Source organism: Vibrio ziniensis (assembly GCF_011064285.1).
In the GTDB taxonomy this organism is placed as follows: domain Bacteria; phylum Pseudomonadota; class Gammaproteobacteria; order Enterobacterales; family Vibrionaceae; genus Vibrio; species Vibrio ziniensis.
In genome coordinates, this window is sequence record NZ_CP049331.1 from 694,793 (window position 1) to 717,796 (window position 23,004).

The following is a 23,004-nucleotide window of genomic DNA, read 5'->3' on the forward strand; positions in this document are numbered from 1 at the left end:
AAAACTGACTCCGCCAAGACGGAGTCAGAGAAAGGTTAAGCGTCTGCTTTAGGAAGACCGCCAAGCACTTCAAATAGATTTGGTAGGAATGCTGAGAATTCACCGCATAGCAGAGAGAAGTCAGCATCTAGACGTGCAGCTTGATCTTCGCGAGGAATGTCTTCGTTTTGATCTTTAAGCTCGTCGCTGTACTGAATACGTTTAATGCTGCAATCTTCCGCTAAGACAAAGCTCAAACGATCTTGCCAGCTTAGGGCAAGTTTAGTGACGACTTTGTTCGCTTGAATATGGCTAAGGATTTCATCGCTGGTCAGCTCTTGTTTCTTACAACGAATCACTGCGCCATCATCTAAGAAAGATTTCAGTTCTGCTTCATCAAGCAGTTGGAAACCTTGAGGCAAGTTGCCGTCTTTCACCCACTCAGTCAGTGTCGTTTCTACTGCCACTTCAGGAATTGCAGGTACTACTGGCAGGCTACCCATGCTCTTACGTAGCAGGGCAAGCACATCTTCCGCTTTCTTATAGCTGCCAGCATCAACCAGAATCAGACCTTCTTTTGGCATGATCAGAACATAAGTAAGTTGGCTACGGCTAAAGGCGCGAGGAAGAAGGTCAACAATGATGTCATCTTTGATGTTGTCTTTTTCAGTTTTCTTTAGCGGGCGACCTTCTTCAGCTTCCATCAGCGCTACTTTCTCGTTTAGAGAATCTTTAATCACTGATGCAGGAAGCATTTTTTCTTCTTTCTTAGCGCAGATGAGAATGCGGTCGTCGCTCACGTGAGTCATCATGTCGCCATGTTTACCAAGTGCATGAACCCAACCAAACTTCTGTTTGTCTTGGCTACCACATGGCGTGAAACGGAATTCTGCAAGTTGTTTTTCTAGCTGATCGGCGTTGAAATTGACTTCGCGATTAACACGATAAGCCATACAGTTTTTAAACCACATATCTTTTCTTTTCCTTGTTCGAAAGGCCAACATGATAGGGGATTTCCCCCTCAATGTCTTATCTGAAACGTAAAAATGCCTAAGTAATATAAAACCATGAATATGGTAAGAAACTTATATTAAAAATTGTTTGCAATAGTCACAAAAGTGTCATATTCATTTTTCATAATGCATATGCTCAAGTGACCACATGACGCTTGGTTATACTGTTAATTAAAAATAAAGGTTACTCAAATATGTCTAGAAGGATTCTAGTTGTTGAAGACGAAGCGCCAATTCGAGAGATGCTTTGCTTTGTTCTTGAACAGAAAGGCTACCAAGCAGTGGAAGCAGAAGATTACGACACTGCGGTAGAGAAGTTAGCTGAACCCTTCCCTGATCTTGTGCTACTAGATTGGATGCTACCTGGTGGTAGTGGCATTAACTTTATCAAACACATGAAGCGTGAAGAGCTGACTCGCAACATCCCAGTTGTTATGCTGACTGCTCGTGGTGAAGAAGAAGATAAAGTTCGCGGCTTAGAAGTGGGTGCTGATGATTACATCACCAAACCATTCTCACCTAAAGAACTTGTTGCTCGTTTGAAAGCGGTGATCCGCCGAGTAACACCAACGGCATTAGAAGAGTTGATTGATGTACAAGGTTTGAAACTAGACCCAGTTTCACACCGTGTGACAGCGAATGATGTCCCGCTCGATATGGGGCCAACAGAATTTAAAATGCTGCATTTCTTTATGACGCACCAAGAGCGTGTTTATAGCCGTGAACAGCTGTTAAATAACGTTTGGGGTACTAACGTGTATGTTGAAGACCGTACCGTTGATGTACACATTCGTCGACTGCGCAAAGCTCTTGAAGATGCTGGACACGATAAGCTGATTCAAACTGTTCGCGGTGCAGGCTATCGCTTTTCAGTTAAGGCTTAACGGAAAATCTGATAAGGCTAAATAGCGTTAGCCTTTAAAAACTCAAAGCCTTTAAAAATAAAAGTCTTTAAAAAATAAAGTGCTTTAAAGGATCAAGTTCGAGAGATTATGGTTGAACGATTGACTTGGAAAAAGCTGGCCTGGGAGCTGGCTTTTTTTTACCTTCCATGGGTAGTGGTTGGTTGGATATTTGGATATATGCCGTGGTTGCTGCTAGCAGCGACGGCGATTCAGCTTGTCTGGCATTTGCACAATCAGATGCGTCTGTCTGCGTGGTTGTGGGATGAAAAACGCCTGACGCCACCTTCAGGTTCTGGCAACTGGGAATCTCTGTTTAACGGTATATACCGACTTCAGCAACGCCAACGTAAAAAACGCAAAGAGCTGACTAATCTCATTCGCCGTTTCCGTAACGGTGCAGAATCATTGCCGGATGCTGTTGTGGTATTTCGTAGCGAAGGCAACATTGTTTGGTGTAACCGTTTAGCCCAGCATCTGCTTGGCTTTCGTTGGCCAGATGATTCTGGTCAACCGATTTCGAATTTGATTCGCACTCCGGATTTCATCAAGTATCTGCAAAAAGACGATTTTTCTGAACCATTGGAAATGCGCTCGCCACTTAACGTAGAACGTATGCTGGAACTGCGTATCGTGCCTTATACCGAAGGTGAGCATTTGATGGTGGTTCGTGATGTCACTCAGATAAAGCAACTTGAAGGTATGCGTCGCAACTTTTTCGCTAACGTTTCTCATGAGCTGCGCACTCCGATGACAGTACTTCAAGGCTATTTGGAAATGACAGAGGACCCTGAAATATTGTCAGGTCCAATGTGGGGGAAAGCACACGGTGTCATGACCGAACAGCTAAATCGCATGAACAGCTTGGTGAACCAGTTATTAACACTGTCTAAAATTGAAGCGGCACCGATGCATGAGCTTGAAGATGTGGTGAACGTTCCTGAGATGTTGGAAATACTGGAAAAAGAAGCGATCAGTCTTAGTGGCAGTGATGAACACAAACTATCGTTTGAAATTGATAAGAATCTAAAAGTGTTGGCGGACGAAGATCAGTTACGCAGTGCTATTTCGAACCTTGTCTACAATGCGGTGAAATACACGCCACCGGGGGCAGAAGTGTATGTACGCTGGTATCAAACCCCTCAAGGTGCTTGTTTAGAAGTTGAAGACAAGGGCGACGGCATCGAACCACAACACTTACATCGTCTAACAGAGCGTTTTTACCGAGTCGATAAAGCACGTTCCCGCGATACAGGTGGCAGCGGTTTAGGTTTGGCTATTGTCAAACATGCTCTGTCGCATCATGATTCGCACCTTGATATTGAAAGTGAAGTTGGTAAAGGAAGTAAGTTCTCCTTTGTGTTGCCAAAACGTTTGGTTGTGCGATGAATAAGCTGAGTCAGTTTGGTATTGCTGCATCCTTGTTACTTTGTCAGACGGCTTATGCAGTCGATGAATTACAGGACTATACGAAAACATCAGGAGTTGCTGGCAGTCTGTTGTCGGTAGGCTCAGACACGCTTGCGGGAATGACAACGCTCTGGGTTGAAGAATTTCAAACGCTTTATCCAAATGTAGATTCTCAGGTGCAGGCTTCAGGCTCTGCAACCGCTCCTCCGGCGCTAACGGAAGGTACCGCGCAGTTTGGACCAATGAGTCGACCTATGCGTATGCGTGAAGTCGAAGCGTTTGAACGTGCTTTTGGTTACAAACCGACAGAACTACGAGTCGCTATCGATGCGATTGGCGTGTTTGTTCATCGTGATAACCCGATTGAAGGGCTGAACTTCAGCCAGTTGGACAGTATTTTCTCTGAAACACTGCGCTGCGGTGCGACTAAGTCTTCGAAAACTTGGCAGGATTTAGGGCTAAGTTACGACTGGGCGAAACGTGGTATCCAGATGTTCGGGCGAAATTCAGTATCCGGTACTTATGGATACTTTAAACAGAACGCCCTTTGTAGTGGTGACTTCAAGCGCAACGTGAATGAGCAGCCGGGTTCAGCTTCGGTAGTTCAGTCAGTGGCATCATCAATCAATACCATTGGTTACTCGGGTGTTGGTTATCAGGTGTCTGGTGTTAAGCTGTTGCCAATTGCGAAATCAGGTAGCGATTACGTCATGCCGACGCACGAAAACATTCTGTCAGGTCAGTATCCACTTTCTCGTTACCTGTTTGTCTATGTGAACAAAAATCCGGTGCGTGAGTTAACACCGATTCAAAGAGAGTTCATTCGCTTTATCTTCTCCAAGCAAGGTCAAAGCCTAGTGGCTAAAGATGGATATGTGCCGATCTCCGCTGAAATTGCCAGCCAAGAGCTGAAAAAAGTCGGTATAGAGTAACGGACAAAAAAGCCTCGACGAAATGCGAGGCTTTTTAATGCACTAGTAAAATTAGAACTTCAAATCCCAACCGACTGCACTCCAGTATTCTTGCTCTGTCAGCAAATCCGCATGCAATAGTTTGTTGTTTTCCAGCCAGTCTTTATCAACGCAGCTTAATGTCCATTCATCATCTTTAGCACTTAAAGTGAGCTCTGGTAACGCATCGTCATTGCGCTGACCGTTGACTAAAATCGCCAAGCGCAATACACGTATCAGACCCGTGATGTGTTTTTTCTTGAACAGCGAGAAGTCATTCATCTCATTGAGTTTTAGTGCTTTACGTTGAAAGCGAGCTAAGGTTGAAAGTACTAGCTGTTGCTCACTGTTAAATCCCGGCATGTTGGTATGACGTAGGATATAAGCCGAGTGGCGATGGAAAGCTTGCAAGCTGATGCTCAAACCTACTTCGTGCAGCAATGCACTCCATTCCAATAGGTCAAACAATTCGCTACCCGCTTTTAAGCCAAGTTCAGAAGAGACATTGTCGAGAAAATCACGGGCGTATCCTTTCACTTGAGCTGCGTGTTCAAGGTCTACTAAGTGTTTAGCCGCAAGGTTCTCTGTGGTGCGCAGACGAATGTCGGAATACTTAAAGCGATCTTCCATTTCGTAAAGCAGACCTTCACGCAATGCGCCGTCTGAAAAGAACATTTCTTTGATATGCAGATCTTTAAATATTGCCGACAAGATTGCGACACCCGCAGCAAATACAGGCTTTCGATCTTCAGTCAGCGTCGGTAAATCAATATCGTCAATCTTGTTCCATTCACACAGTTTGTCGATCAACTTGTTCAAGCGATCCGGTGTGATGATGCCGTCTTCGTCGCCTAAACCGATCAAAACTTCATGAATCGCTTTGATAGTGCCTGATGAACCAAACGCACTTTGCCAGCCTTTTTTACGATACTTAGAAGCCATAGACTCCAGTTTCTGTTCTGCGGCTAAGATAGCTTGTGCGAAGTTTTTCTTCGACAGTTTTCCGTTGGCAAAATACTGGTGGGTGTAACTGACACAGCCCATCTGCTTGCTGTTGACTAGTTCAGCTTCAAACCCTTTACCTATGATCATTTCGGTGCTGCCACCTCCAATATCCACCACCAACATAGAATCTGATTGTGGTTGAGTATGAGCAACACCGAGATATATCAGACGAGCTTCTTCGCTACCGGGAATGATCTCGATAGGAAAAGGCATCACCTCACGAGCTCGTTGGATAAAGATATGGGCATTGTTTGCGCGACGTAGTGTATGAGTCGCTGCAATACGAACATTGTCTGGTTCAAACCCCTGAATTCGTTCAGCGAACATCGCTAAACATTCAAGGCCGCATTCAATGGATGGATTATCAAGATTACCGAGAGAATCCAACCCAGATGCTAAGCGTACGCGCTGCTTATGACGGCTAATAAGTTGCAAATCTTGATCGACGACTTTCGCAACGACCATATGGAAACTGTTTGAGCCTAAATCAATGGCGGCAATTTCACGGCTTGAAATGGGTTGGTTCATAGGCGGTAACTTACTCTTGATGGGCGATAGCCCCTTGTTTACGTGTTTGTTTTTCTACATTTTTAAGATAGTCATAAATCGCTATTTGAGAACGTATTTTTTTGCGATTGCCACGTTTTACGTAGCTGTTACTCATCTCTTTATCTATAACACGCGCTTTTACCGTATCTGTAAACTGAATGTTTAATATATCGATGATTTTTTTCTTCAAACGCTCATCGCGGATAGGTGTGGTCACTTCGATACGGTAATCGATATTACGTGTCATCCAGTCTGCAGAAGAGATATAGATTTGTGGGTCGCCATCATTGTGGGTCATAAATACGCGCGGGTGCTCCAAGAATCGGTCAACGATGCTGATGACTTCAATGTTGTCACTCACGCCTTCAACTCCTGGAACTAATGAACACATACCACGGATGATCATCCTGATTTTCACCCCTGCAGCACTTGCCCCATAAAGTTTGTTGATTAATCCTTTGTCTACAAGGTTATTTAGCTTAATTGTGATAGCTGCTTTTTTCCCTGCACGAGCATTAGCGATTTCGCTGTCAATCAAACGGTATAAGCGAGTTCGTGAGTTTCGTGGTGATACAATCAAATGGTTAAATCTAACAGGGCGGAATGGACTTTCAATGTAGTTGAAAACGCTGCGAACTTCGGTCGTCAATTCCTCATCAGCAGTGAGCAGAGAGAAGTCTGTATAGATACGTGCAGTTTTCTCGTGGAAGTTACCTGTACCGATATGTGCATAGCGGACAAATGCATCTTCTTCTTTACGTGTGATAAGCAATAATTTGGCATGAATCTTCATACCCGGAGTACCAAAGATAACGTGTACGCCAGCTTCCGTTAGAATTCGTGACCATTCAATATTGGCTTCTTCATCGAATCGAGCTTGAAGCTCAACCACTACGACTACGCGCTTGCCGTTATGTACCGCGTCAATAAGCGAGTTCATTAAACGTGAATCTTTCGCCACGCGATAAACGTTAATTTTGATACTTATGACTTTCGGGTCGAAAGAGGCTTGTCTCACCAGCTCAGTAATGTGGTCGAAGCTGTGATACGGGTAGTGAAGTAAAATATCTTTGGCTTTGATCGCCTCAAATGAGTTTGGGTAACCGTCGAAGTCTGCACAACTAAGTGGCGGTAATGGTTTGTTTTCTAGATAGTCGCGACCAAAGTTTGGAAAGCCAATAAAGTCTTTGAAGTTGTGATAACGGCTACCCGGCAGCAAGCTGTCGTAGTGTGAAATTTTCAGCTTGTCACATAAGAACCGCAACATGGTTTCTGGCATTTCACGTTCATAGACAAAACGCACTGGCATTGCAGTCAAGCGCTGACTTAAACCTTCAGACATTTGCTCGAGTAAGCTGTATTCCACTTCATGACCCAAGTCGTATTCTGCATCTCGCGTCATTTTCATCGAGTAGCCAGCAATACTGTCGTAATCGAAAAAGCCTTGGAAAATACTCTCGAGGCAGTAACGGATAATGTTATCAAGCAAGATGATGGTTTTACGACGTTTGCCTTTTTGCTCCGGCACCATAACGAAGCGAGGCAGATGATCGGTTGGGATTTCTATCAGAGCGTACTGGCTGCTTTCGCCCTTTTTCAACTCAACGGTAATGTATGCGTATTCATCTTTGAGGAACTGAAGAACGTCAATATCGTCGCGCATCAGAAGGGGGGTGATATGGGGAAGGACATCTTTCTGGAAATATTTGGTGATCCAGCGTTGTTGAGTTTCATCAAGCTGGGTTTCATTTACCAGAAAAATCCGCCTTCTCGCCATTTCTAAGATCAGATCACTGTAGAGCTGATCAAAGTCCTGATTGAGTTTGTAGGCTTTGGTTTGCATTTGCGACAGCAGATGTTTGGATTCATCACTGCCACCACGTTCACGATTGATGAGGATCATGCGTTTTACATCAGCAAATCGCACCTTGTAAAACTCATCTAAGTTGTTGGAAAATATTCCTAAAAATCGAATTCTTTCGATAAGGGGTACGGTTTTATCTGCGGCTTCTTGTAATACGCGCTCGTTGAATGAAAGCCAACTTAATTCCTTGTCGATATACAGCTTATCCGTACTCATGATACACCTACTGACTGATCGTTTGACGTTATAACTTACAGCTGTTAACGCGAGGCGTTAACGTATGCAAAATATTGCTCTAATGTGACGTTTTTATTGCAGTGAGTATTTTTATTCTTAGAGTTGTTTTATTTTCAGTTGTTTAATGCGCTTTGTAATATAATTGTCACCTAAACGACATACTATGACATTCTGGCAGAATAGGTAGATTTTTAAATGGTTCAAAGCACATTTTCATTGAGAGAACGAGATCAGAAACGATTAATCAAAGATCGTTTGGTTCGTCTTGCAGTGACATGCGGTGGCGTGAGTGTGCTAGGTGCTTTGGTACTTATTTTTGTCTACCTTGCAATGGTCGTTCTGCCTCTGTTTTCTGATGCCAAGCTGGTACCAAACTTTGCCAGTCAGCCTATTTCTGCTTCCGCTCCTCAGTATCTGGCTATCGATGAATACGGTGAACGCGCTTTTATTGTTCGCTCAAACGAAAGTGACAAAGATGCGAGCGCTGAGTTTTGGTTGTTGAATCATGAAAAAAGCTCTCCTATTTGGCTAGAGCACTTGAAGATTAAGCCAACAGTGTTTGCTACGGCAGCGAGAGATTCCGGTTGGTTCGCAATGTCTGATCGTGAGAAAAATGTTGTTGTCGTTCGCCCTCAATTTCTCTACTCAATGACCAAACAAGGTCGTGGTTTTACGCCTGAACTCGAACATCTGCCATTGCCGAAAAACTTTAAACTTGCTCCTCAGGGAGTCGCTGTTGAAAAATTCAGTTTCACCGTGACTGACGATGAAACCGTGTTTGCGAGTTATCTCAGCGATCATTCTGTGATAGTTCGCTGGGTTGATGTTTCAGAGCAGAAACTGCAAGGTGAGTTTCGTTTTCCTACAGAATTTGGCAACGTTGACCAACTGTTATTAACGCCAGACGCAAAAACGCTATTCATTCGTTCAGGTTCCGATCTTGTCGTTGCTCAGCGAGAGGGAATGTCTTTTAGCGTGCGTGAAGTGGTCGACTTAAGTTTGGGCGATCGCAAACATCAGGTAACGGCTATTACACTTTTATCTGGCGCTCATTCGGTATTAGTTTCCCACAGTGACGGTTTGGTTTCTCAATGGTTTGATGTTTTGCATACTGCGGATATCCAAGAGGGCGAGCGTAAGTTAACGCATATTCGTGAGTTTAAACTGGCTTCTGAAATGACCATGCTACTGCCAGATACCTACCGTAAAGGTTTTTACAGTTTCTACAAAAATGGTTCGGTACAAAGTCACTACACCACTAGTGAAAAGCTGGTGATTTTTGAACGTGCTTACTCAAAAGCGCCGACTTTAGCTGCTATGTCAGACAATGAGCGCTACTTAGCAACGTACTCTGATGGAAAAATCAGTGTAGCGGAAGTGGATAACGGTTATCCGGAAGTGTCGTTTTCATCGTTATGGCAGAAAGTGTGGTACGAAAGCTACCCTGAGCCTCAATATGTCTGGCAGTCAACGTCAGGAGGTGATGATTTTGAAGCCAAATTCAGCTTGGTTCCTATTGCATTTGGTACCTTGAAAGCCGCTTTTTATGCCATGTTGTTTGCTGTCCCTATTGCTGTTTTGGGTGCAATCTATACCGCTTACTTTATGGCACCGAAAATGCGCCGAATAGTGAAACCGACAGTTGAGCTGATGGAAGCGCTGCCGACGGTTATTATCGGCTTTCTTGCTGGTTTGTGGTTTGCGCCGATTGTTGAGGCAAACTTAGCATCAATAACCGCTCTGTTTGTTTTGCTTCCTGTCGCTATCTTTCTGATTGGTCTTGCTTGGGCTTGGTTGCCGCGCTCAATGGTTCGAAAAGCCAATGGTTGGCATTCGTTGATTCTCATCCCTTGTCTGATTGTCTTTGTTGCCTTGATATTGTCGTTAACCAACGAAATTGAGATGTGGTTATTTGATGGTGATGTCCGATTGCTTCTTGCTTCACACGGTATCGACTTTGACCAGCGAAATGCGCTGGTGGTTGGTTTTGCTATGGGGTTTGCGGTGATCCCAACCATATTTACCATTGCAGAAGATGCCATTTTCTCGGTGCCTAAACACTTATCAGATGGTTCGTTGGCATTGGGGGCGACCGCTTGGCAGACATTAGTGAATGTTGTGTTGTTAACTGCGAGCCCAGGTATTTTCTCCGCCATTATGATGGGGTTAGGTCGAGCGGTGGGGGAAACGATGATCGTCTTAATGGCGACAGGTAATACACCGATTATGGATTGGAATATATTGGAAGGAATGCGCACTTTATCGGCGACGATCGCTGTAGAACTTCCTGAATCAGAAGTCGGCAGTTCTCATTTTAGAATTCTGTTCTTGGCTGCATTACTTCTGTTTGTATTTACATTTGCAGTGAACTCCATTGCTGAATGGGTTCGTCAGCGCCTTCGTGCGCGTTATCGTTCACTGTAATGGGTTGGATAGCTAAATGTCGTTATTGAAGTGGTTTAAATCAGGCTCTCCTTGGATATGGCTGACCGGTGGTGCGGTGAGCCTAAGTTTGATCTCAGTACTGGGTCTATTGCTATTGATCGGTTGGAAAGGGTTAACCTACTTCTGGCCTGCGCCATTGTATCAATGGCATAGCTTAACTGAGCCTAATAATGTGATCGTTGGGCAGTTGTATGCTTCTGAAAGTGTGCCTGTGAGTCACTTAAAAGAGATGAAGATTGCGCTTTCTCCAGAAGCATTGGAAGAGGGAACCACTGAGCGATTAAGTATTAAAGTCGCCAACCGAGAATTGTATCAAGCGGATTTCATCTCATTATTAGCCGACAATGTTTCTGAGCCAGAAAAACCAACTGGCTGGGCAGTCATCGAACGTACTCGTGACGGGCAGTTTTTTGGTAAGCCTGTTGGTTTTGAAAAAGCAGATGGTCAGGTCAGTTCCTATATCTCAACGCTTCTAGAACGTGGTTTGCAAGAAGTCACCACTTTGCGAGAGCAGATAGATACAGTGATTGAGCAAGAGATTCGTGTGGTCAGTATCGCATCTGAAAAGCTGAGACTTGAAAGGAGACGTCTTGAGTTAAATGGCAAATTAACCGAAGACTATCAAGCCAACTACCTGCAACAAAAACAAGTGCTGGATGGTAAGCGAAAACAAGCGGAAGAACATCTTGATTTGCTGAGAAAGCAGCTAGGTCTGCAAACTCTTATTGTTGAGGATATGACTGGAGCGAAAGTACGTATTCCGGTCAGCCATATTTTGGATATTTGGTATCCCAACGATATGAATACATTGGAAAAGCTCACGCAGTGGTCGAAGCAGGTCTGGGCGTTCTTGTCAGACAACCCTCGTGAATCGAACTCTGAAGGTGGTGTGTTTCCTGCCATTTTTGGCACTGTATTTCTGGTGTTACTGATGTCGGTTATCGTGATGCCTTTGGGGGTGGTGGCAGCGATATATCTTCATGAATATGCGAAAGATAATACCTTTACTCGTATTATTCGGGTCGCGGTTATCAACTTAGCTGGTGTACCTTCTATCGTATATGGCGTATTTGGTTTGGGTTTCTTTGTTTACACCATAGGTTCATCGATCGATAGCTTGTTCTACGCAGAGCGACTGCCTGCTCCTACGTTTGGTACGCCTGGTTTGTTATGGTCAGCACTCACACTAGCTGTTCTGACGTTGCCTGTGGTGATCGTGACGACAGAAGAAGGTTTAACTCGAATTCCTAACTCAGTACGCCATGGTTCACTGGCTTTAGGAGCAACTCAGTTCGAAACAATCTGGCGAATTGTCTTGCCTATGGCTAGCCCTGCTATGATTACAGGATTGATATTAGCGATAGCTCGTGCTGCCGGAGAGGTTGCGCCATTAATGCTGGTGGGGGTGGTGAAAATTGCTTCAAGCTTGCCAGTGGATGCCGAGTTCCCTTATGTTCATCTGGAACGTAAGTTTATGCATTTAGGTTTTCATATTTACGATGTAGGTTTCCAGACTACCAACATCGAGACCGCGCGACCGTTGGTGTACGCGACATCATTTTTACTTGTAACGGTCATTGTGGCTTTGAACTTAACAGCCATTAGCATTCGTAATAATTTGCGCGAGAAATATCGTACTTTAGGACAAGATTAAGCATGTTTTCTGTTAATCAAACTTTGGGCTATCAGGCTCCGTTAGACGTAAACAATTTAACTGATCAGCAAACCTCAATTTCTATTGAAGGCTTGAGTTTGTTCTATGGTCAGGCAAAAGCGTTGAGCGATATCTCTATGCGTATTCCTAAAGGACAAGTGACGGCATTTATCGGCCCTTCTGGCTGTGGTAAATCGACATTACTGCGCTGTATTAATCGCATGAACGATTTAGTGGAAGCCTGTCGTGTTGAGGGTGAAATCAAGCTGCATGGCAAAAATGTTTATCATCCCGATGTGGATGTTGCAACGCTCAGACGTCGTGTAGGGATGGTGTTTCAGCGCCCGAATCCGTTTCCTAAATCTATTTACGAGAACGTGGTTTACGGTCTACGTTTACAGGGAATAAAGAACAGTCGCACTTTAGATGACGCGGTTGAGCGCTCACTGCGTGCAGCGGCGCTGTGGGATGAAGTAAAACATCGTCTGCATGAAAATGCTTTTGGTTTGTCTGGCGGTCAGCAGCAGCGTTTAGTCATTGCCCGAGCTATCGCTATTGAACCTGAAGTACTTCTGCTTGATGAACCAACCTCGGCGCTTGATCCGATTTCGACATTGACCATCGAAGAGTTGATCCACGAACTCAAAACCAAATATACGGTTGTGATTGTTACCCACAACATGCAACAAGCGGCAAGGGTGAGTGACCATACAGCCTTCATTCATATGGGAAAATTGATCGAGTACTCAGATACTGACTCTATTTTTACTTCGCCATTGAAAAAGAAAACCGAAGACTACATTACTGGTCGATACGGTTAAGCCAAAAACGATTTTCTTAAAAGATTTGTTTAGAAGAACCTTTGTAATACAAAAGAACTCTGCGAGTTAAGGATCCATCATGCAGCTAGGTCGCCATATTTCTGGTCAATTCAACGTTGAGCTTGAATCTATTCGTACGCATGTATTAACCATGGGCGGACTGGTCGAGCAGCAGCTGTCATATGCGATGCAAGCGGTGAATAAGCAGGATATTGATCTCGCAAGAAAAGTGGTGCGTGATGATCACAAAGTGAATGCGATGGAAGTCTCTATCGATGAAGCTTGTACCCGCATTATTGCTAAACGTCAACCCGCAGCAAAAGACTTACGTCTGATCATGGCAATCATCAAAACCATTACCGATCTTGAACGTATCGGTGATGTGGCAACTAAAATGGCATACGTAGCGATTGAGAGCCCTTCTTCAAAAGAGACTCAGTTTCAGGTCTCCTTAGAACCTTTGTGTCGCAGTGCTGTGGCGATGTTACATAAAGTACTGGACGCTTTTGCGCGTATGGATGTGGAAGCAGCTGCGGAAGTTTATAAGCTAGATGACAAGCTAGATAAAGAGTATGAAGCTGTGATTCGCCAGCTGATGACTTATATGATGGAAGACCCGAAGAACATTCCGCATATTCTGCAAGTCATGTGGTCTGCCCGTGCTATTGAGCGTGTGGGGGATCGTTGCCAAAATATCTGTGAATACATCATTTACTTTGTTAAAGGCAAAGACGTTCGCCACTTGGGCGAACAGTCTATTGATGACGCTCTTCGTTAAAACTGAACGCTCGTTATCAAAACGCTCTTTATCAAAACGCTCTTTATCAAAACACTCATAGCCAAAACTAAAGTGATTTTATAATGTTCGCTACTTTGCGAATGGCTTCTGGATCAGTCACTGGCACTATGAAGTCATCGAGGTTCTGATTACCCATTTTCGCTGCGTTCGCTTTCAGCTTCATGTGACTTGTTCGGGTTGATTTACCCGATAGGTGAACTTCTTTTACCAAAGTCTGAGTCACAATCGCTTCTACGTTTTCACTAGATACACCTGCTCCAGCCATTATTGATACTCGTCCCTTCGCTAGCTGCACCATTTCTGCGATGACATCTACCCCCGCTAATGCATTACTCGCTAGTCCTGATGTGAGTACTCGCTCACATCCGAGCTCAATAATGTTTTCGAGTGCTTGATGATGGTTATGGCATTGGTCAATTGCGCGGTGAAAAGTGACGCCTAAGCCATTGAGCTTAGCGTGATTAACAATGCGGGCGCATTTATTCATGTCGATGCTGCCTTCAGCTGTCAGAATGCCAAACACAATACCTTGTAAGCCTGCTTCAGCAGCAGCATCAATATCGTAAAGCATGGATTCGACGTCATCTTCATCATAAAGAAAATCGCCTTGGCGTGGGCGTATCATGGCGTAGACAGGAATCGTCGATAATTTTGCTGCTTGCTTCATCATGCCAAAACTTGGCGTGAGTCCACCGAGTGCTAGAGAAGAGCACAGTTCGATACGGTTAGCACCGCCTTCAATGGCTAAATGCAGGGATTCTAAGTTGTCGATACAAACTTCAACGTTGTAGTTCATGATGGGCTTACCGCTGTTTTATTTGCAGCTAAGTGTATATCAATCAGCGGAGTTTTTACTGCATCCAATCGCTAAAGCTGGAAATTGGTATCGATAAGCGAACCTTATGTGCCATGGAGGGCACATCAGAGCGCCATGGATGGTTGTGCGTGTTCGTGTTCGATGCCAATTAGCAGGTATAAATAAAAAAGCTCAAAGCAGATGCTTTGAGCTTGTAAAAGACTTTACTTCTTAACTGATTGGCGGTGCGTTATCGCTTTATATATTGTCCAACCATTAACCCGAGTTGAGCGCTCGAGCTAAGAAGTGATTACTTTTTACCTAGGTCGTCTGAGTGCTCAGATAGGAATGCAGCAACACCTTTTGGAGATGCGTCCATACCTGCTTTACCTTCTTCCCACTGTGCTGGACATACTTCACCGTGTTTTTGGTGGAAGTTTAGAGCGTCAACCATACGTAGCATTTCGTCGATGTTACGACCTAGTGGTAGGTCGTTAACTACTTGGTGACGTACTAGACCGTCTTCGTCAATTAGGAAAGAACCACGGAAAGCAACGCCTGCTTCTGGGTGCTCAACGTCGTAAGCTTTAACGATTTCGTGCTTAACGTCAGCAACTAGAGGGTATTTAACTTGACCGATACCGCCATCAGCGATAGCAGTGTTACGCCATGCGTTGTGAGAGAATTGTGAATCGATAGAAACACCGATAACTTCAACGCCTTTAGCTTGGAAGTCTTCGAAACGCTTGTCGAATGCGATCAATTCTGATGGGCAAACGAAAGTGAAATCTAGAGGGTAGAAGAATACTACTGCTTTCTTACCTTTAGTGAATTCTTTGAAGTTGAATGTATCAACGATTTCACCGTTACCAAGTACTGCTGCTGCAGTAAAATCAGGGGCTTGACGACCTACTAGTACCATTTTTTTGCTCCTAAGCATTAAATTATGTTAAGCCGACTCTCATTGTTGTCAGCTTTGTCCATGTATGTACGTGACAAACTATAGTACATTTTCTTAAATAGAAAAAAGCGAATTAAATAGATTAACTTAATCGAAAAAAGCGATAATAAACTCGAACTGAATTTCCTTAACCGAATTACGTAACAGACTAATATCTAATATGAATAAATGGCCAAGTTTAAAACAGCTGCATTACTTAGTAACGCTACACGAAACCCGTCATTTTAGTGAAGCTGCACTGCGTTGCTTCGTCAGTCAGTCAACCTTGAGCAAAGGTATTCAAAACCTAGAAGAACTGATTGGTTGCCCTCTGTATGAAAAGAAAGATAAGAAAAGCCCATTAGTTTTTACCCTTGCTGGGGAGCAAGTTGTAAAACGAGGAAGGGAACTTCTCGCCAAAGGACAGGATTTGGTCGAAGTGGGTAAGCTGTGCCAAACCGATGCGATGGAAGGGCAACTGAGATTGGGCTGCATTCCTACGATAGCTCCGTTTTTGCTGGTGGATCTGGTTCAAGAAGTCAACATTCGTTATCCAAAACTGCATTTGTTGTTGAGAGAAGATACGACGGCGAATCTGTTGCAGAGTCTGCGTAACGGAGAGTTAGATGTTCTGATCCTTGCTCTGCCAATGGATATTGGAAACATGGAAAGTCGTATAGTTGGCCGCGATGCTTTTCGCATGGTGATCAGTCGAAACCAAGCTGATGGTATTCGTGTCCCAATTAAATACGCAGATTTGCCGGATGAATCGGTGTTCCTATTGGAGAATGAGCATTGCTTAACTGAGCACGCCGTTTCTGCCTGCAAGCTGACCGATAAAGAGAAGATCAATCCGTTCACCGCAACCAGTCTACATACTCTGGTACAGATGGTTGCCAATGGTCTGGGAACAACCTTTATTCCACAAATGGCGATTGAACATGGATTATTAGAAAACCAGAATCTTGTGGTGATCGATCCTCCAGGCCAGCAAGCTTTTCGAGAGATTGGCTTAATTTGGCGTCCTAGCTCTTCTCGAAGTCACACTTTTAATCTTCTTGCCGATCTGGTGTCGGAGATGCTTTAGACGATCATCTATAGTTGCAACGCACCATGATATGTAGTGAAAATTCACTGTGATTGGTGCGTTTTTTAGTTTTTTATACTTTTCAGATCTCTTTTTCTGTGAAATTTCACAAGAATTAAAATTATGAAGCTTTCATAAAATTGTAAAAATTCACAAAGTTAATTTTACAGTTTTGACCTTCGCTGGTGTTTAAAGAAATGGCCAATTTCTTATTCAAGCCTTCACTGTTACTGCACTTTCTAATTTTCACATTCTATTTCATTTCGTTTAAAGCGCATTTTCTACGTAAAATTAAATGTAATTATATTACGTAATTTATTACGTAATTTGAGTTTGAAAGTTGACTAATTATTGAACCGAAGAAAACTTTGAATTTTGCTTAAATGAATTTTTAGTCTTTTACTTAGAGGCTTTTCAAGTTAGTGTTTATTTAACTTTTATAGACTTATGTCTAGTCTGGTAAACGTTGAAATCGAGTGTGCTTTGAGTGATTGTATAGACATGGAAAGCATGGAAGGTTTAATAAATTAAAATGTAATTTGTGGTTTTAAAGTTACAAATGAAATTTTAAGTGACAAGGAAGAAGATATGTTTGCTCAAACGTCAGATTCGAATATCGCATTAGAGAGAGAGTCAGGTTGCCACTCTCGATTAACAATCACTGGAGAGCTTGCTCCACAGCATAAAGTTATATTTCCAAGTGAAGCTCAGGCTTTCCTATCCGAATTGTGTGTTCGCTATGCGGCAAGAGTAGACGAGCTACTCGCTGAACGTGAACGCAAACAACAAACAATCGACAACGGTCAGTTGCCAGATTTTCTTACCGAAACACAAGACATTCGCGAGGGAAGCTGGAAAATTCTCGGTATCCCAAGTGATTTGCAAGATCGCCGCGTAGAAATTACAGGTCCTACTGATCGTAAGATGGTAATTAACGCATTGAATGCCAATGTAAAAGTGTTTATGGCGGATTTTGAAGACTCAATGTCACCGGCTTGGGACAAAGTGCTAGATGGCCAAATTAACCTTCGCGACGCTGTGAATGGCACCATCAGCTATACCAATCCAGATAACGGCAAAAACTATCAACTAAAAGAAGATCCAGCGGTACTGATTTGTCGCGTACGTGGTCTGCATCTGCGTGAAAAACATGTCACCTTTGACGGACAAATCATTCCGGGCGCTCTGTTTGATTTTGCTTTGTATTTCTTCAACAACCACAAAGCGTTATTGAAAAAAGGCAGCGGTCCATATTTCTACTTACCAAAGTTACAAGCCTATAAAGAGGCTCAATGGTGGAGTGATGTATTCCACTTCACGGAAGACTATTTTGGTTTGGAAACCGGCACTATCAAAGCCACAGTACTGATTGAAACTTTGCCTGCTGTTTTCCAAATGGATGAAATTCTGTTTGCGCTCAAGGAGCATATTGTTGGCCTCAACTGCGGACGTTGGGATTACATCTTCAGCTATATCAAAACGCTGAAAAAACACGCAGACCGTGTACTGCCAGATCGTCAGGTAGTGACTATGGATAAGCCTTTCCTCAACGCTTACTCGCGTCTGCTGATTTATACCTGCCATAAGCGTGGTGCATTTGCGATGGGGGGGATGGCTGCTTTCATTCCAGCAAAAGATCCGCAAGTGAATACTCAGGTTCAGGACAAAATCCGTAATGACAAATTACTGGAAGCGACCAATGGTCATGACGGTACTTGGGTTGCCCATCCGGGACTTGCCGATACCGCTATGGATGTGTTTAACCAAGTGCTTGGCGAACGTAACAACCAACTGGATGTGAGCCGCATGTCCGATGCTCCTATCACCGCAGAAGACTTATTGATGCCTTGTGACGGAGTAAGAAGCGAAGAGGGGATGAGACACAACATTCGTGTTGCGTTGCAATACATTGAAGCTTGGATCTCTGGTAACGGTTGTGTGCCTATCTATGGACTGATGGAAGATGCGGCGACAGCGGAAATATCTCGTACTTCGATTTGGCAATGGATTCAACATGGTAAGTCTCTGGATAACGGTCAAACCGTCACCAAAGATCTGTTCCGTCAATACCTAGCTGAAGAGATCGACGTAGTGAAATCTGAACTGGGTGATGATCGCTTCAATAGTGGAAGATTTAGTGAGGCCGCTGAGTTAATGGAAAAACTCACGACCAGCGATGAACTAACCAATTTCCTAACCGTGCCTGGTTATGAATATTTAGATTAAGCAAAATTTTACAACCAATAACAACATTAACGTGAAACTTAACTGAAACAACCAAATAGTCAGCTCAATATCAGCGTGTGCCGTACTGATAGCGAAAGGACGCTCATACCAAGAGGGATAGATTATGACACTGACTCGCCGCCAACAAATTGAAGCGTTAGAAAAAGATTGGGCAACGAATCCTCGTTGGAACAACGTAAAACGCACTTATACCGCTGAAGAAGTCGTGAACCTACGTGGTTCTCTGATTCCAGCTAACACTATTGCACAGCGTGGTGCTGACAAACTTTGGTCACTGGTTAACGGCAGTGCTAAAAAAGGTTATGTGAACTGTTTGGGCGCGTTGACTGGTGGTCAGGCAGTACAGCAGGCGAAAGCAGGTATTGAGGCGATTTACCTTTCAGGTTGGCAAGTTGCAGCGGATAACAATACTGCGTCAACTATGTATCCAGACCAGTCACTCTACCCAGTAGATTCTGTACCAAGTGTCGTTAAGCGAATCAATAACTCATTCCGTCGTGCTGACCAAATCCAATGGTCAAATGGTGTAACACCAGAAGAAGGCGTTGATTACTTCCTACCTATCGTTGCGGATGCGGAAGCGGGTTTTGGTGGCGTACTCAATGCTTATGAGCTGATGAAATCCATGATTGAAGCGGGTGCTGCAGGTGTTCACTTTGAAGACCAATTAGCATCGGTGAAGAAATGTGGACACATGGGCGGTAAAGTTTTGGTACCTACTCAGGAAGCAGTACAGAAACTGGTTGCAGCTCGATTGGCAGCAGACGTTGCAGGCACGACAACGCTGGTTATAGCTCGTACAGACGCAAACGCAGCAGACTTGCTGACATCCGATTGTGACCCATATGACGCAGACTTTATCGTAGGCGAAAGAACCAGCGAAGGTTTCTACCGTGTACGTGCAGGGATTGATCAAGCGATAGCGCGCGGACTTGCTTACGCTCCTTACGCTGATCTTGTGTGGTGTGAAACGGCAAAACCAGATTTGGACGAAGCACGCAAATTCGCAGAAGCTATTTTGGAACAGTACCCAGATCAACTTCTTGCGTATAACTGCTCGCCATCGTTTAACTGGGAAAAGAACCTTGATCAAGAAACCATTGCGAAGTTCCAACAAGAACTTTCAGACATGGGTTACAAGTACCAATTCATTACATTGGCAGGTATCCATAACATGTGGTTCAACATGTTCGAGCTTGCACACGCTTACGCTCAAGGTGAAGGTATGCGTCACTATGTTGAAATGGTTCAACGTCCTGAATTCGCTGCGGCTGAAAAAGGTTATACCTTCGTGGCTCATCAGCAAGAAGTGGGTACTGGCTATTTCGATAAGATGACGAACACTATCCAAGGCGGAAATTCATCGGTTACTGCCCTTACTGGTTCCACTGAAGAAGACCAGTTTTAAATTCATTGATAATAATTTTTTGCGCATGAATATTGAGCGGCTTAGGCCGCTCCTTTTGTTATTGGTGAAATAGTTACAACTAGCAATACATTCCGTAATACTCACTGTAAGTGGTGTGTAGGAAAATTCTTTTATTGGGTTGTCTTGTATTTGATATTGATTTTATTTTATTTAAATTCAATTTGTTACGATTTTTTCTCAAATGTTCATTATTTGACTTTGCCCTTTGCTACATCAACAATTCCGAAATTACCTCGTGTTTTATATAGCCTTCATTTGAGTGTGAGGTTGCATAAATAACGCAAAATTCAAGCTGCACAAAAATAAATAGAGAACTATGAAAGAACTATCCGCCTTAATTGTCGATGACAATCCAATCCAATTAAGTGCAATGGAACGCCAACTTCGAAAATTCGGCATGACTAAGCTGATGACCTGTAACAGTGGCCAGGAAGCGTTGCATGCAGTTTCTGAACATCAGTTTGATATTGTATTTAGTGACATCATGATGCCTGAGATGGATGGCATCACACTTATTCGTAATCTAGACAATATTGGCTATCAAGGTGCACTAGCAATCACCAGTAGTATCGGCAGCTCTATTGTGTCTTCATTAACTTATATGAGTAAGAAGCTTGGGTTCTCAAATGTTTATGAACTGAACAAACCCGTAGCAGATATTTTTCTAGAAGAAATGTTTCAGAAAGAAGCAATTATCAAGAAAACGGCGATTAAGCAGAAATTAAAAACGGTGGATATGGACGAACTGGCTGCAGCGTTTTATGAAGGCCAGTTTAAAAACTACTATCAGCCGCAACTAGATTACACAACAGGCAAAGTGGTGGGGTTAGAAGCGCTTGCTCGTTGGGTTCACCCGACGAAGGGAATGATCTTTCCCGACATTTTTATTCCTATGTTACATGATGGTGGCTTGGAATATCACTTGTTCAAAGTGGTGTTGGACAATGTGCTCGAAGATATTTCAGAAAAGAGAATTCAGTGCCGAGTGTCCATTAACGTGACTCAGCAAGATCTCGAAATTTCGAGCTTCGCTGATTATCTGCTGAATAAGTGTAAAGACTACGATGTTGATCCTAGCTACATTACTCTTGAGCTGACAGAGCAAGATATTTATAAAGAATCGATCGAAATGATCACTAATGTAACCCGCATGCGTTTGTATGGGGTGGGGATTTCGATTGATGATTTTGGCACTGGCAGCTCGTCGTATCTTAAACTCTCACATTTGCCATTTACTGAAATCAAAATTGATAAGAACTTCGTGTTCAACTGTGTTGGAGATGAAATCAAACAGTCCATTATCCGAAGCATGTGCACGCTTTCGAAAAGTATGCATATAAATCTGGTTTCCGAAGGCGTTGAAGATGATGCAACGTGGAAGCTGATGCACCATCTCGGTGTGGATGTTTGTCAGGGCTACTTCACGGGTAGACCAATGCCTATCGAAGCGCTGAGCTTTATAGATATTGCTCAACAATAAGTGGCGCTCTCTAAACTATGATGCGTTACTTTAGAATTTCGGCGATTGCCCTACTTGTCAGTACCTTGTTGTTTTATGCTGTTATGGTGATCAACATGGACAAATTTATCGATGGCAAATTTGCTAATTTTAATTCCATAGTCAAAACCTTAGAGATTAAAAAGCAAAAAATGATTCTGCTTGGCTTGTTAGCTGAAACTGAGCGTCAACTGCCAGTGCTAGTGAAAGATGCTGAGCTCGATAACTATGAAGTTCACAGCTATGCAGTTGAGGGACATAAAGAGCTAACCGAGAATGAGCAAGATATCATCCGAGTGATGCAACTTAGTAGCAAATATGTTCCCTCGTTATTTGATTCTAAAGATGTGTTTATGTATTTCCGTTCTTACGAAGGTAAAAAGATATTCACACATAAATGGGTCAGTGACTTTCCGATTTCTGAAGCACTGTTTAGTCATGAACGTTGCATTATAACGGAAACGTGTTCTATTTATGCTAGACCATTCCAACTGAAAGACAGAGTGATTGTATCTCCCGTCTATAAAGACATGCTGTCTAATAATTACGTTATTTCAATGGCATCGCCCGTCCAGGATTTCTTTACTAAAGAGATTGTTGGTGACTTTGTTGTCGATTTTCATATTCCCAGTAATTGGGGATATGGACTGAGTTATAGAACAGAGAAATCCAATAGTTATAAGAACATTATATTTGAACATTCAGGCTTCACATTTGGGCGCTCTATTAGTCGCGAGCATATTTTATCTAACCGAACTAAGATCGTTTATCGCCTGTCAGAGTCCTTGGCTGTCGTGGAGTTTTTTTGGCTTTGGCTGATTTTCTTTGTGTGTGGATTTTTTATCTATTGGAAATGGGATGAATCCCGCTATCGCAAGACACGCTTAAAAGAAGTGCTGATCTCTGCCAATGAAGATGAATTGACGGGTCTATACAATCGACGAATTTTTAAAGAAGGCAACTTTATCGAATCGGTTGAAGGCAGGAGTGCCAGTATTATTGCGATTGATGGCAATAAAATTAAACGCATTAATGATTTGCATGGTCATGCTGTTGGTGACAGTGCTATTAAGCACATTGCTAACGCGATGAGAGCGGTGTTTGAAGATGAGCATTATCTGGTTCGCAGCGGTGGGGATGAGTTTCTTGTTATTATGCCAACGTGTGAGCTTGAAGAAGCTAAGCAGTTCGCAGAAAAGTTAAAAGATGTCGTTACTGAGACAGCGTTAGAGCCCTTTAACACCCATGTTTCAGTTTCTGTTGGTGTTGCGTATAAATCGGAGCTGGGCAGTCTCCAGCAAGCAATTATAAAAGCCGATAAAGCCCTTTATCGCGACAAAGATCTGTTTCCTAAATTTCATATTCGTTAATACACTTCA

17 protein-coding genes are annotated in these 23,004 nt (G+C 43.3%); 12 read left to right on the forward strand and 5 right to left on the reverse strand.

Features of this window, described 5'->3' with window-relative positions:
• Window positions 1-35: 35 nt before the first annotated feature.
• On the reverse strand, window positions 36-950 hold the full coding sequence (rdgC, locus tag G5S32_RS03150) for a recombination-associated protein RdgC (RefSeq protein ID WP_165310446.1): 915 nt from the start codon (window positions 948-950) through the stop codon (window positions 36-38).
• A gap of 236 nt (window positions 951-1,186) precedes the next feature.
• On the opposite strand from rdgC, the gene phoB reads away from it, so the two are divergent.
• The 3 genes from phoB to G5S32_RS03165 all read left to right on the forward strand — a co-directional run bounded on the left by phoB (window position 1,187) and on the right by G5S32_RS03165 (window position 4,236).
• Window positions 1,187-1,876, forward strand: a complete 690-nt coding sequence (gene phoB, locus G5S32_RS03155) for a phosphate regulon transcriptional regulator PhoB (RefSeq protein WP_165310447.1) — start codon at window positions 1,187-1,189, stop codon at window positions 1,874-1,876.
• 108 nt (window positions 1,877-1,984) lie between these two features.
• Window positions 1,985-3,283, forward strand: a complete 1,299-nt coding sequence (phoR, locus tag G5S32_RS03160) for a phosphate regulon sensor histidine kinase PhoR (RefSeq protein ID WP_165310448.1) — start codon at window positions 1,985-1,987, stop codon at window positions 3,281-3,283.
• Window positions 3,280-4,236: a PstS family phosphate ABC transporter substrate-binding protein gene (locus G5S32_RS03165; RefSeq protein WP_165310449.1), complete on the forward strand. Its 957-nt coding sequence runs from the start codon at window positions 3,280-3,282 to the stop codon at window positions 4,234-4,236. Before phoR ends, G5S32_RS03165 begins: the two co-directional genes overlap by 4 nt.
• Before the next feature lie 51 nt (window positions 4,237-4,287).
• Here the strand turns inward: G5S32_RS03165 and ppx are convergent, their stop codons facing one another.
• Both ppx and ppk1 read right to left on the reverse strand, forming a co-directional pair.
• Complete coding sequence (gene ppx, locus G5S32_RS03170) at window positions 4,288-5,787, reverse strand: exopolyphosphatase (protein ID WP_165310450.1); 1,500 nt, start codon at window positions 5,785-5,787, stop codon at window positions 4,288-4,290.
• A 10-nt stretch (window positions 5,788-5,797) separates the two neighbouring features.
• Window positions 5,798-7,888, reverse strand: a complete 2,091-nt coding sequence (gene ppk1, locus G5S32_RS03175; RefSeq protein ID WP_165310451.1) for a polyphosphate kinase 1 — start codon at window positions 7,886-7,888, stop codon at window positions 5,798-5,800.
• 216 nt (window positions 7,889-8,104) lie between these two features.
• Between ppk1 and G5S32_RS03180 the strand changes: the two genes are divergently transcribed.
• The 4 genes from G5S32_RS03180 to phoU all read left to right on the forward strand — a co-directional run bounded on the left by G5S32_RS03180 (window position 8,105) and on the right by phoU (window position 13,607).
• Complete coding sequence (locus G5S32_RS03180; RefSeq protein ID WP_165310452.1) at window positions 8,105-10,333, forward strand: ABC transporter permease subunit; 2,229 nt, start codon at window positions 8,105-8,107, stop codon at window positions 10,331-10,333.
• 16 nt (window positions 10,334-10,349) lie between these two features.
• Entirely contained in the window at window positions 10,350-12,008 is a 1,659-nt protein-coding gene (gene pstA, locus G5S32_RS03185) for a phosphate ABC transporter permease PstA (RefSeq protein WP_165310453.1), read from the forward strand.
• 2 nt (window positions 12,009-12,010) lie between these two features.
• Window positions 12,011-12,829, forward strand: a complete 819-nt coding sequence (gene pstB / locus G5S32_RS03190) for a phosphate ABC transporter ATP-binding protein PstB (RefSeq protein ID WP_165310454.1) — start codon at window positions 12,011-12,013, stop codon at window positions 12,827-12,829.
• Window positions 12,830-12,908: 79 nt separating this feature from the next.
• Window positions 12,909-13,607, forward strand: coding sequence for a phosphate signaling complex protein PhoU (phoU, locus tag G5S32_RS03195; RefSeq protein ID WP_165310455.1), 699 nt, complete (start codon window positions 12,909-12,911; stop codon window positions 13,605-13,607).
• Between the two features lie 67 nt (window positions 13,608-13,674).
• Here the strand turns inward: phoU and G5S32_RS03200 are convergent, their stop codons facing one another.
• Together G5S32_RS03200 and G5S32_RS03205 are read right to left on the reverse strand one after the other, a co-directional pair.
• The gene (locus G5S32_RS03200) at window positions 13,675-14,424 is read right to left on the reverse strand and encodes a copper homeostasis protein CutC (protein ID WP_165310456.1); all 750 of its coding nucleotides are present in this window, start codon (window positions 14,422-14,424) and stop codon (window positions 13,675-13,677) included.
• Window positions 14,425-14,734: 310 nt separating this feature from the next.
• Window positions 14,735-15,346: a peroxiredoxin C gene (locus tag G5S32_RS03205; RefSeq protein WP_042489622.1), complete on the reverse strand. Its 612-nt coding sequence runs from the start codon at window positions 15,344-15,346 to the stop codon at window positions 14,735-14,737.
• 199 nt (window positions 15,347-15,545) lie between these two features.
• Here G5S32_RS03205 and G5S32_RS03210 point away from each other — a divergent pair, with 199 nt between their 5' ends.
• From G5S32_RS03210 to G5S32_RS03230, 5 genes are all read left to right on the forward strand, one after another.
• Window positions 15,546-16,451: a hydrogen peroxide-inducible genes activator gene (locus tag G5S32_RS03210; RefSeq protein WP_165310457.1), complete on the forward strand. Its 906-nt coding sequence runs from the start codon at window positions 15,546-15,548 to the stop codon at window positions 16,449-16,451.
• Between the two features lie 588 nt (window positions 16,452-17,039).
• Window positions 17,040-18,677, forward strand: coding sequence for a malate synthase A (gene aceB, locus G5S32_RS03215; RefSeq protein WP_165310458.1), 1,638 nt, complete (start codon window positions 17,040-17,042; stop codon window positions 18,675-18,677).
• Between the two features lie 124 nt (window positions 18,678-18,801).
• The gene (gene aceA, locus G5S32_RS03220) at window positions 18,802-20,106 is read left to right on the forward strand and encodes an isocitrate lyase (protein WP_165310459.1); all 1,305 of its coding nucleotides are present in this window, start codon (window positions 18,802-18,804) and stop codon (window positions 20,104-20,106) included.
• A gap of 337 nt (window positions 20,107-20,443) precedes the next feature.
• Entirely contained in the window at window positions 20,444-21,607 is a 1,164-nt protein-coding gene (locus tag G5S32_RS03225) for an EAL domain-containing response regulator (protein ID WP_165310460.1), read from the forward strand.
• A gap of 95 nt (window positions 21,608-21,702) precedes the next feature.
• Entirely contained in the window at window positions 21,703-22,995 is a 1,293-nt protein-coding gene (locus G5S32_RS03230) for a GGDEF domain-containing protein (RefSeq protein ID WP_165310461.1), read from the forward strand.
• The last annotated feature ends 9 nt before the right edge of the window (window positions 22,996-23,004 follow it).

Bases quoted from the DNA above. Each gene is read 5' to 3' on its own strand.
- rdgC (WP_165310446.1), bottom strand. From the start codon at position 950: ATGTGGTTTAAAAACTGTATGGCTTATCGTGTTAATCGCGAAGTCAAT.
- phoB (WP_165310447.1), top strand. From the start codon at position 1,187: ATGTCTAGAAGGATTCTAGTTGTTGAAGACGAAGCGCCAATTCGAGAG.
- phoR (WP_165310448.1), top strand. From the start codon at position 1,985: ATGGTTGAACGATTGACTTGGAAAAAGCTGGCCTGGGAGCTGGCTTTT.
- G5S32_RS03165 (WP_165310449.1), top strand. From the start codon at position 3,280: ATGAATAAGCTGAGTCAGTTTGGTATTGCTGCATCCTTGTTACTTTGT.
- ppx (WP_165310450.1), bottom strand. From the start codon at position 5,787: ATGAACCAACCCATTTCAAGCCGTGAAATTGCCGCCATTGATTTAGGC.
- ppk1 (WP_165310451.1), bottom strand. From the start codon at position 7,888: ATGAGTACGGATAAGCTGTATATCGACAAGGAATTAAGTTGGCTTTCA.
- G5S32_RS03180 (WP_165310452.1), top strand. From the start codon at position 8,105: ATGGTTCAAAGCACATTTTCATTGAGAGAACGAGATCAGAAACGATTA.
- pstA (WP_165310453.1), top strand. From the start codon at position 10,350: ATGTCGTTATTGAAGTGGTTTAAATCAGGCTCTCCTTGGATATGGCTG.
- pstB (WP_165310454.1), top strand. From the start codon at position 12,011: ATGTTTTCTGTTAATCAAACTTTGGGCTATCAGGCTCCGTTAGACGTA.
- phoU (WP_165310455.1), top strand. From the start codon at position 12,909: ATGCAGCTAGGTCGCCATATTTCTGGTCAATTCAACGTTGAGCTTGAA.
- G5S32_RS03200 (WP_165310456.1), bottom strand. From the start codon at position 14,424: ATGAACTACAACGTTGAAGTTTGTATCGACAACTTAGAATCCCTGCAT.
- G5S32_RS03205 (WP_042489622.1), bottom strand. From the start codon at position 15,346: ATGGTACTAGTAGGTCGTCAAGCCCCTGATTTTACTGCAGCAGCAGTA.
- G5S32_RS03210 (WP_165310457.1), top strand. From the start codon at position 15,546: ATGAATAAATGGCCAAGTTTAAAACAGCTGCATTACTTAGTAACGCTA.
- aceB (WP_165310458.1), top strand. From the start codon at position 17,040: ATGTTTGCTCAAACGTCAGATTCGAATATCGCATTAGAGAGAGAGTCA.
- aceA (WP_165310459.1), top strand. From the start codon at position 18,802: ATGACACTGACTCGCCGCCAACAAATTGAAGCGTTAGAAAAAGATTGG.
- G5S32_RS03225 (WP_165310460.1), top strand. From the start codon at position 20,444: ATGAAAGAACTATCCGCCTTAATTGTCGATGACAATCCAATCCAATTA.
- G5S32_RS03230 (WP_165310461.1), top strand. From the start codon at position 21,703: ATGGACAAATTTATCGATGGCAAATTTGCTAATTTTAATTCCATAGTC.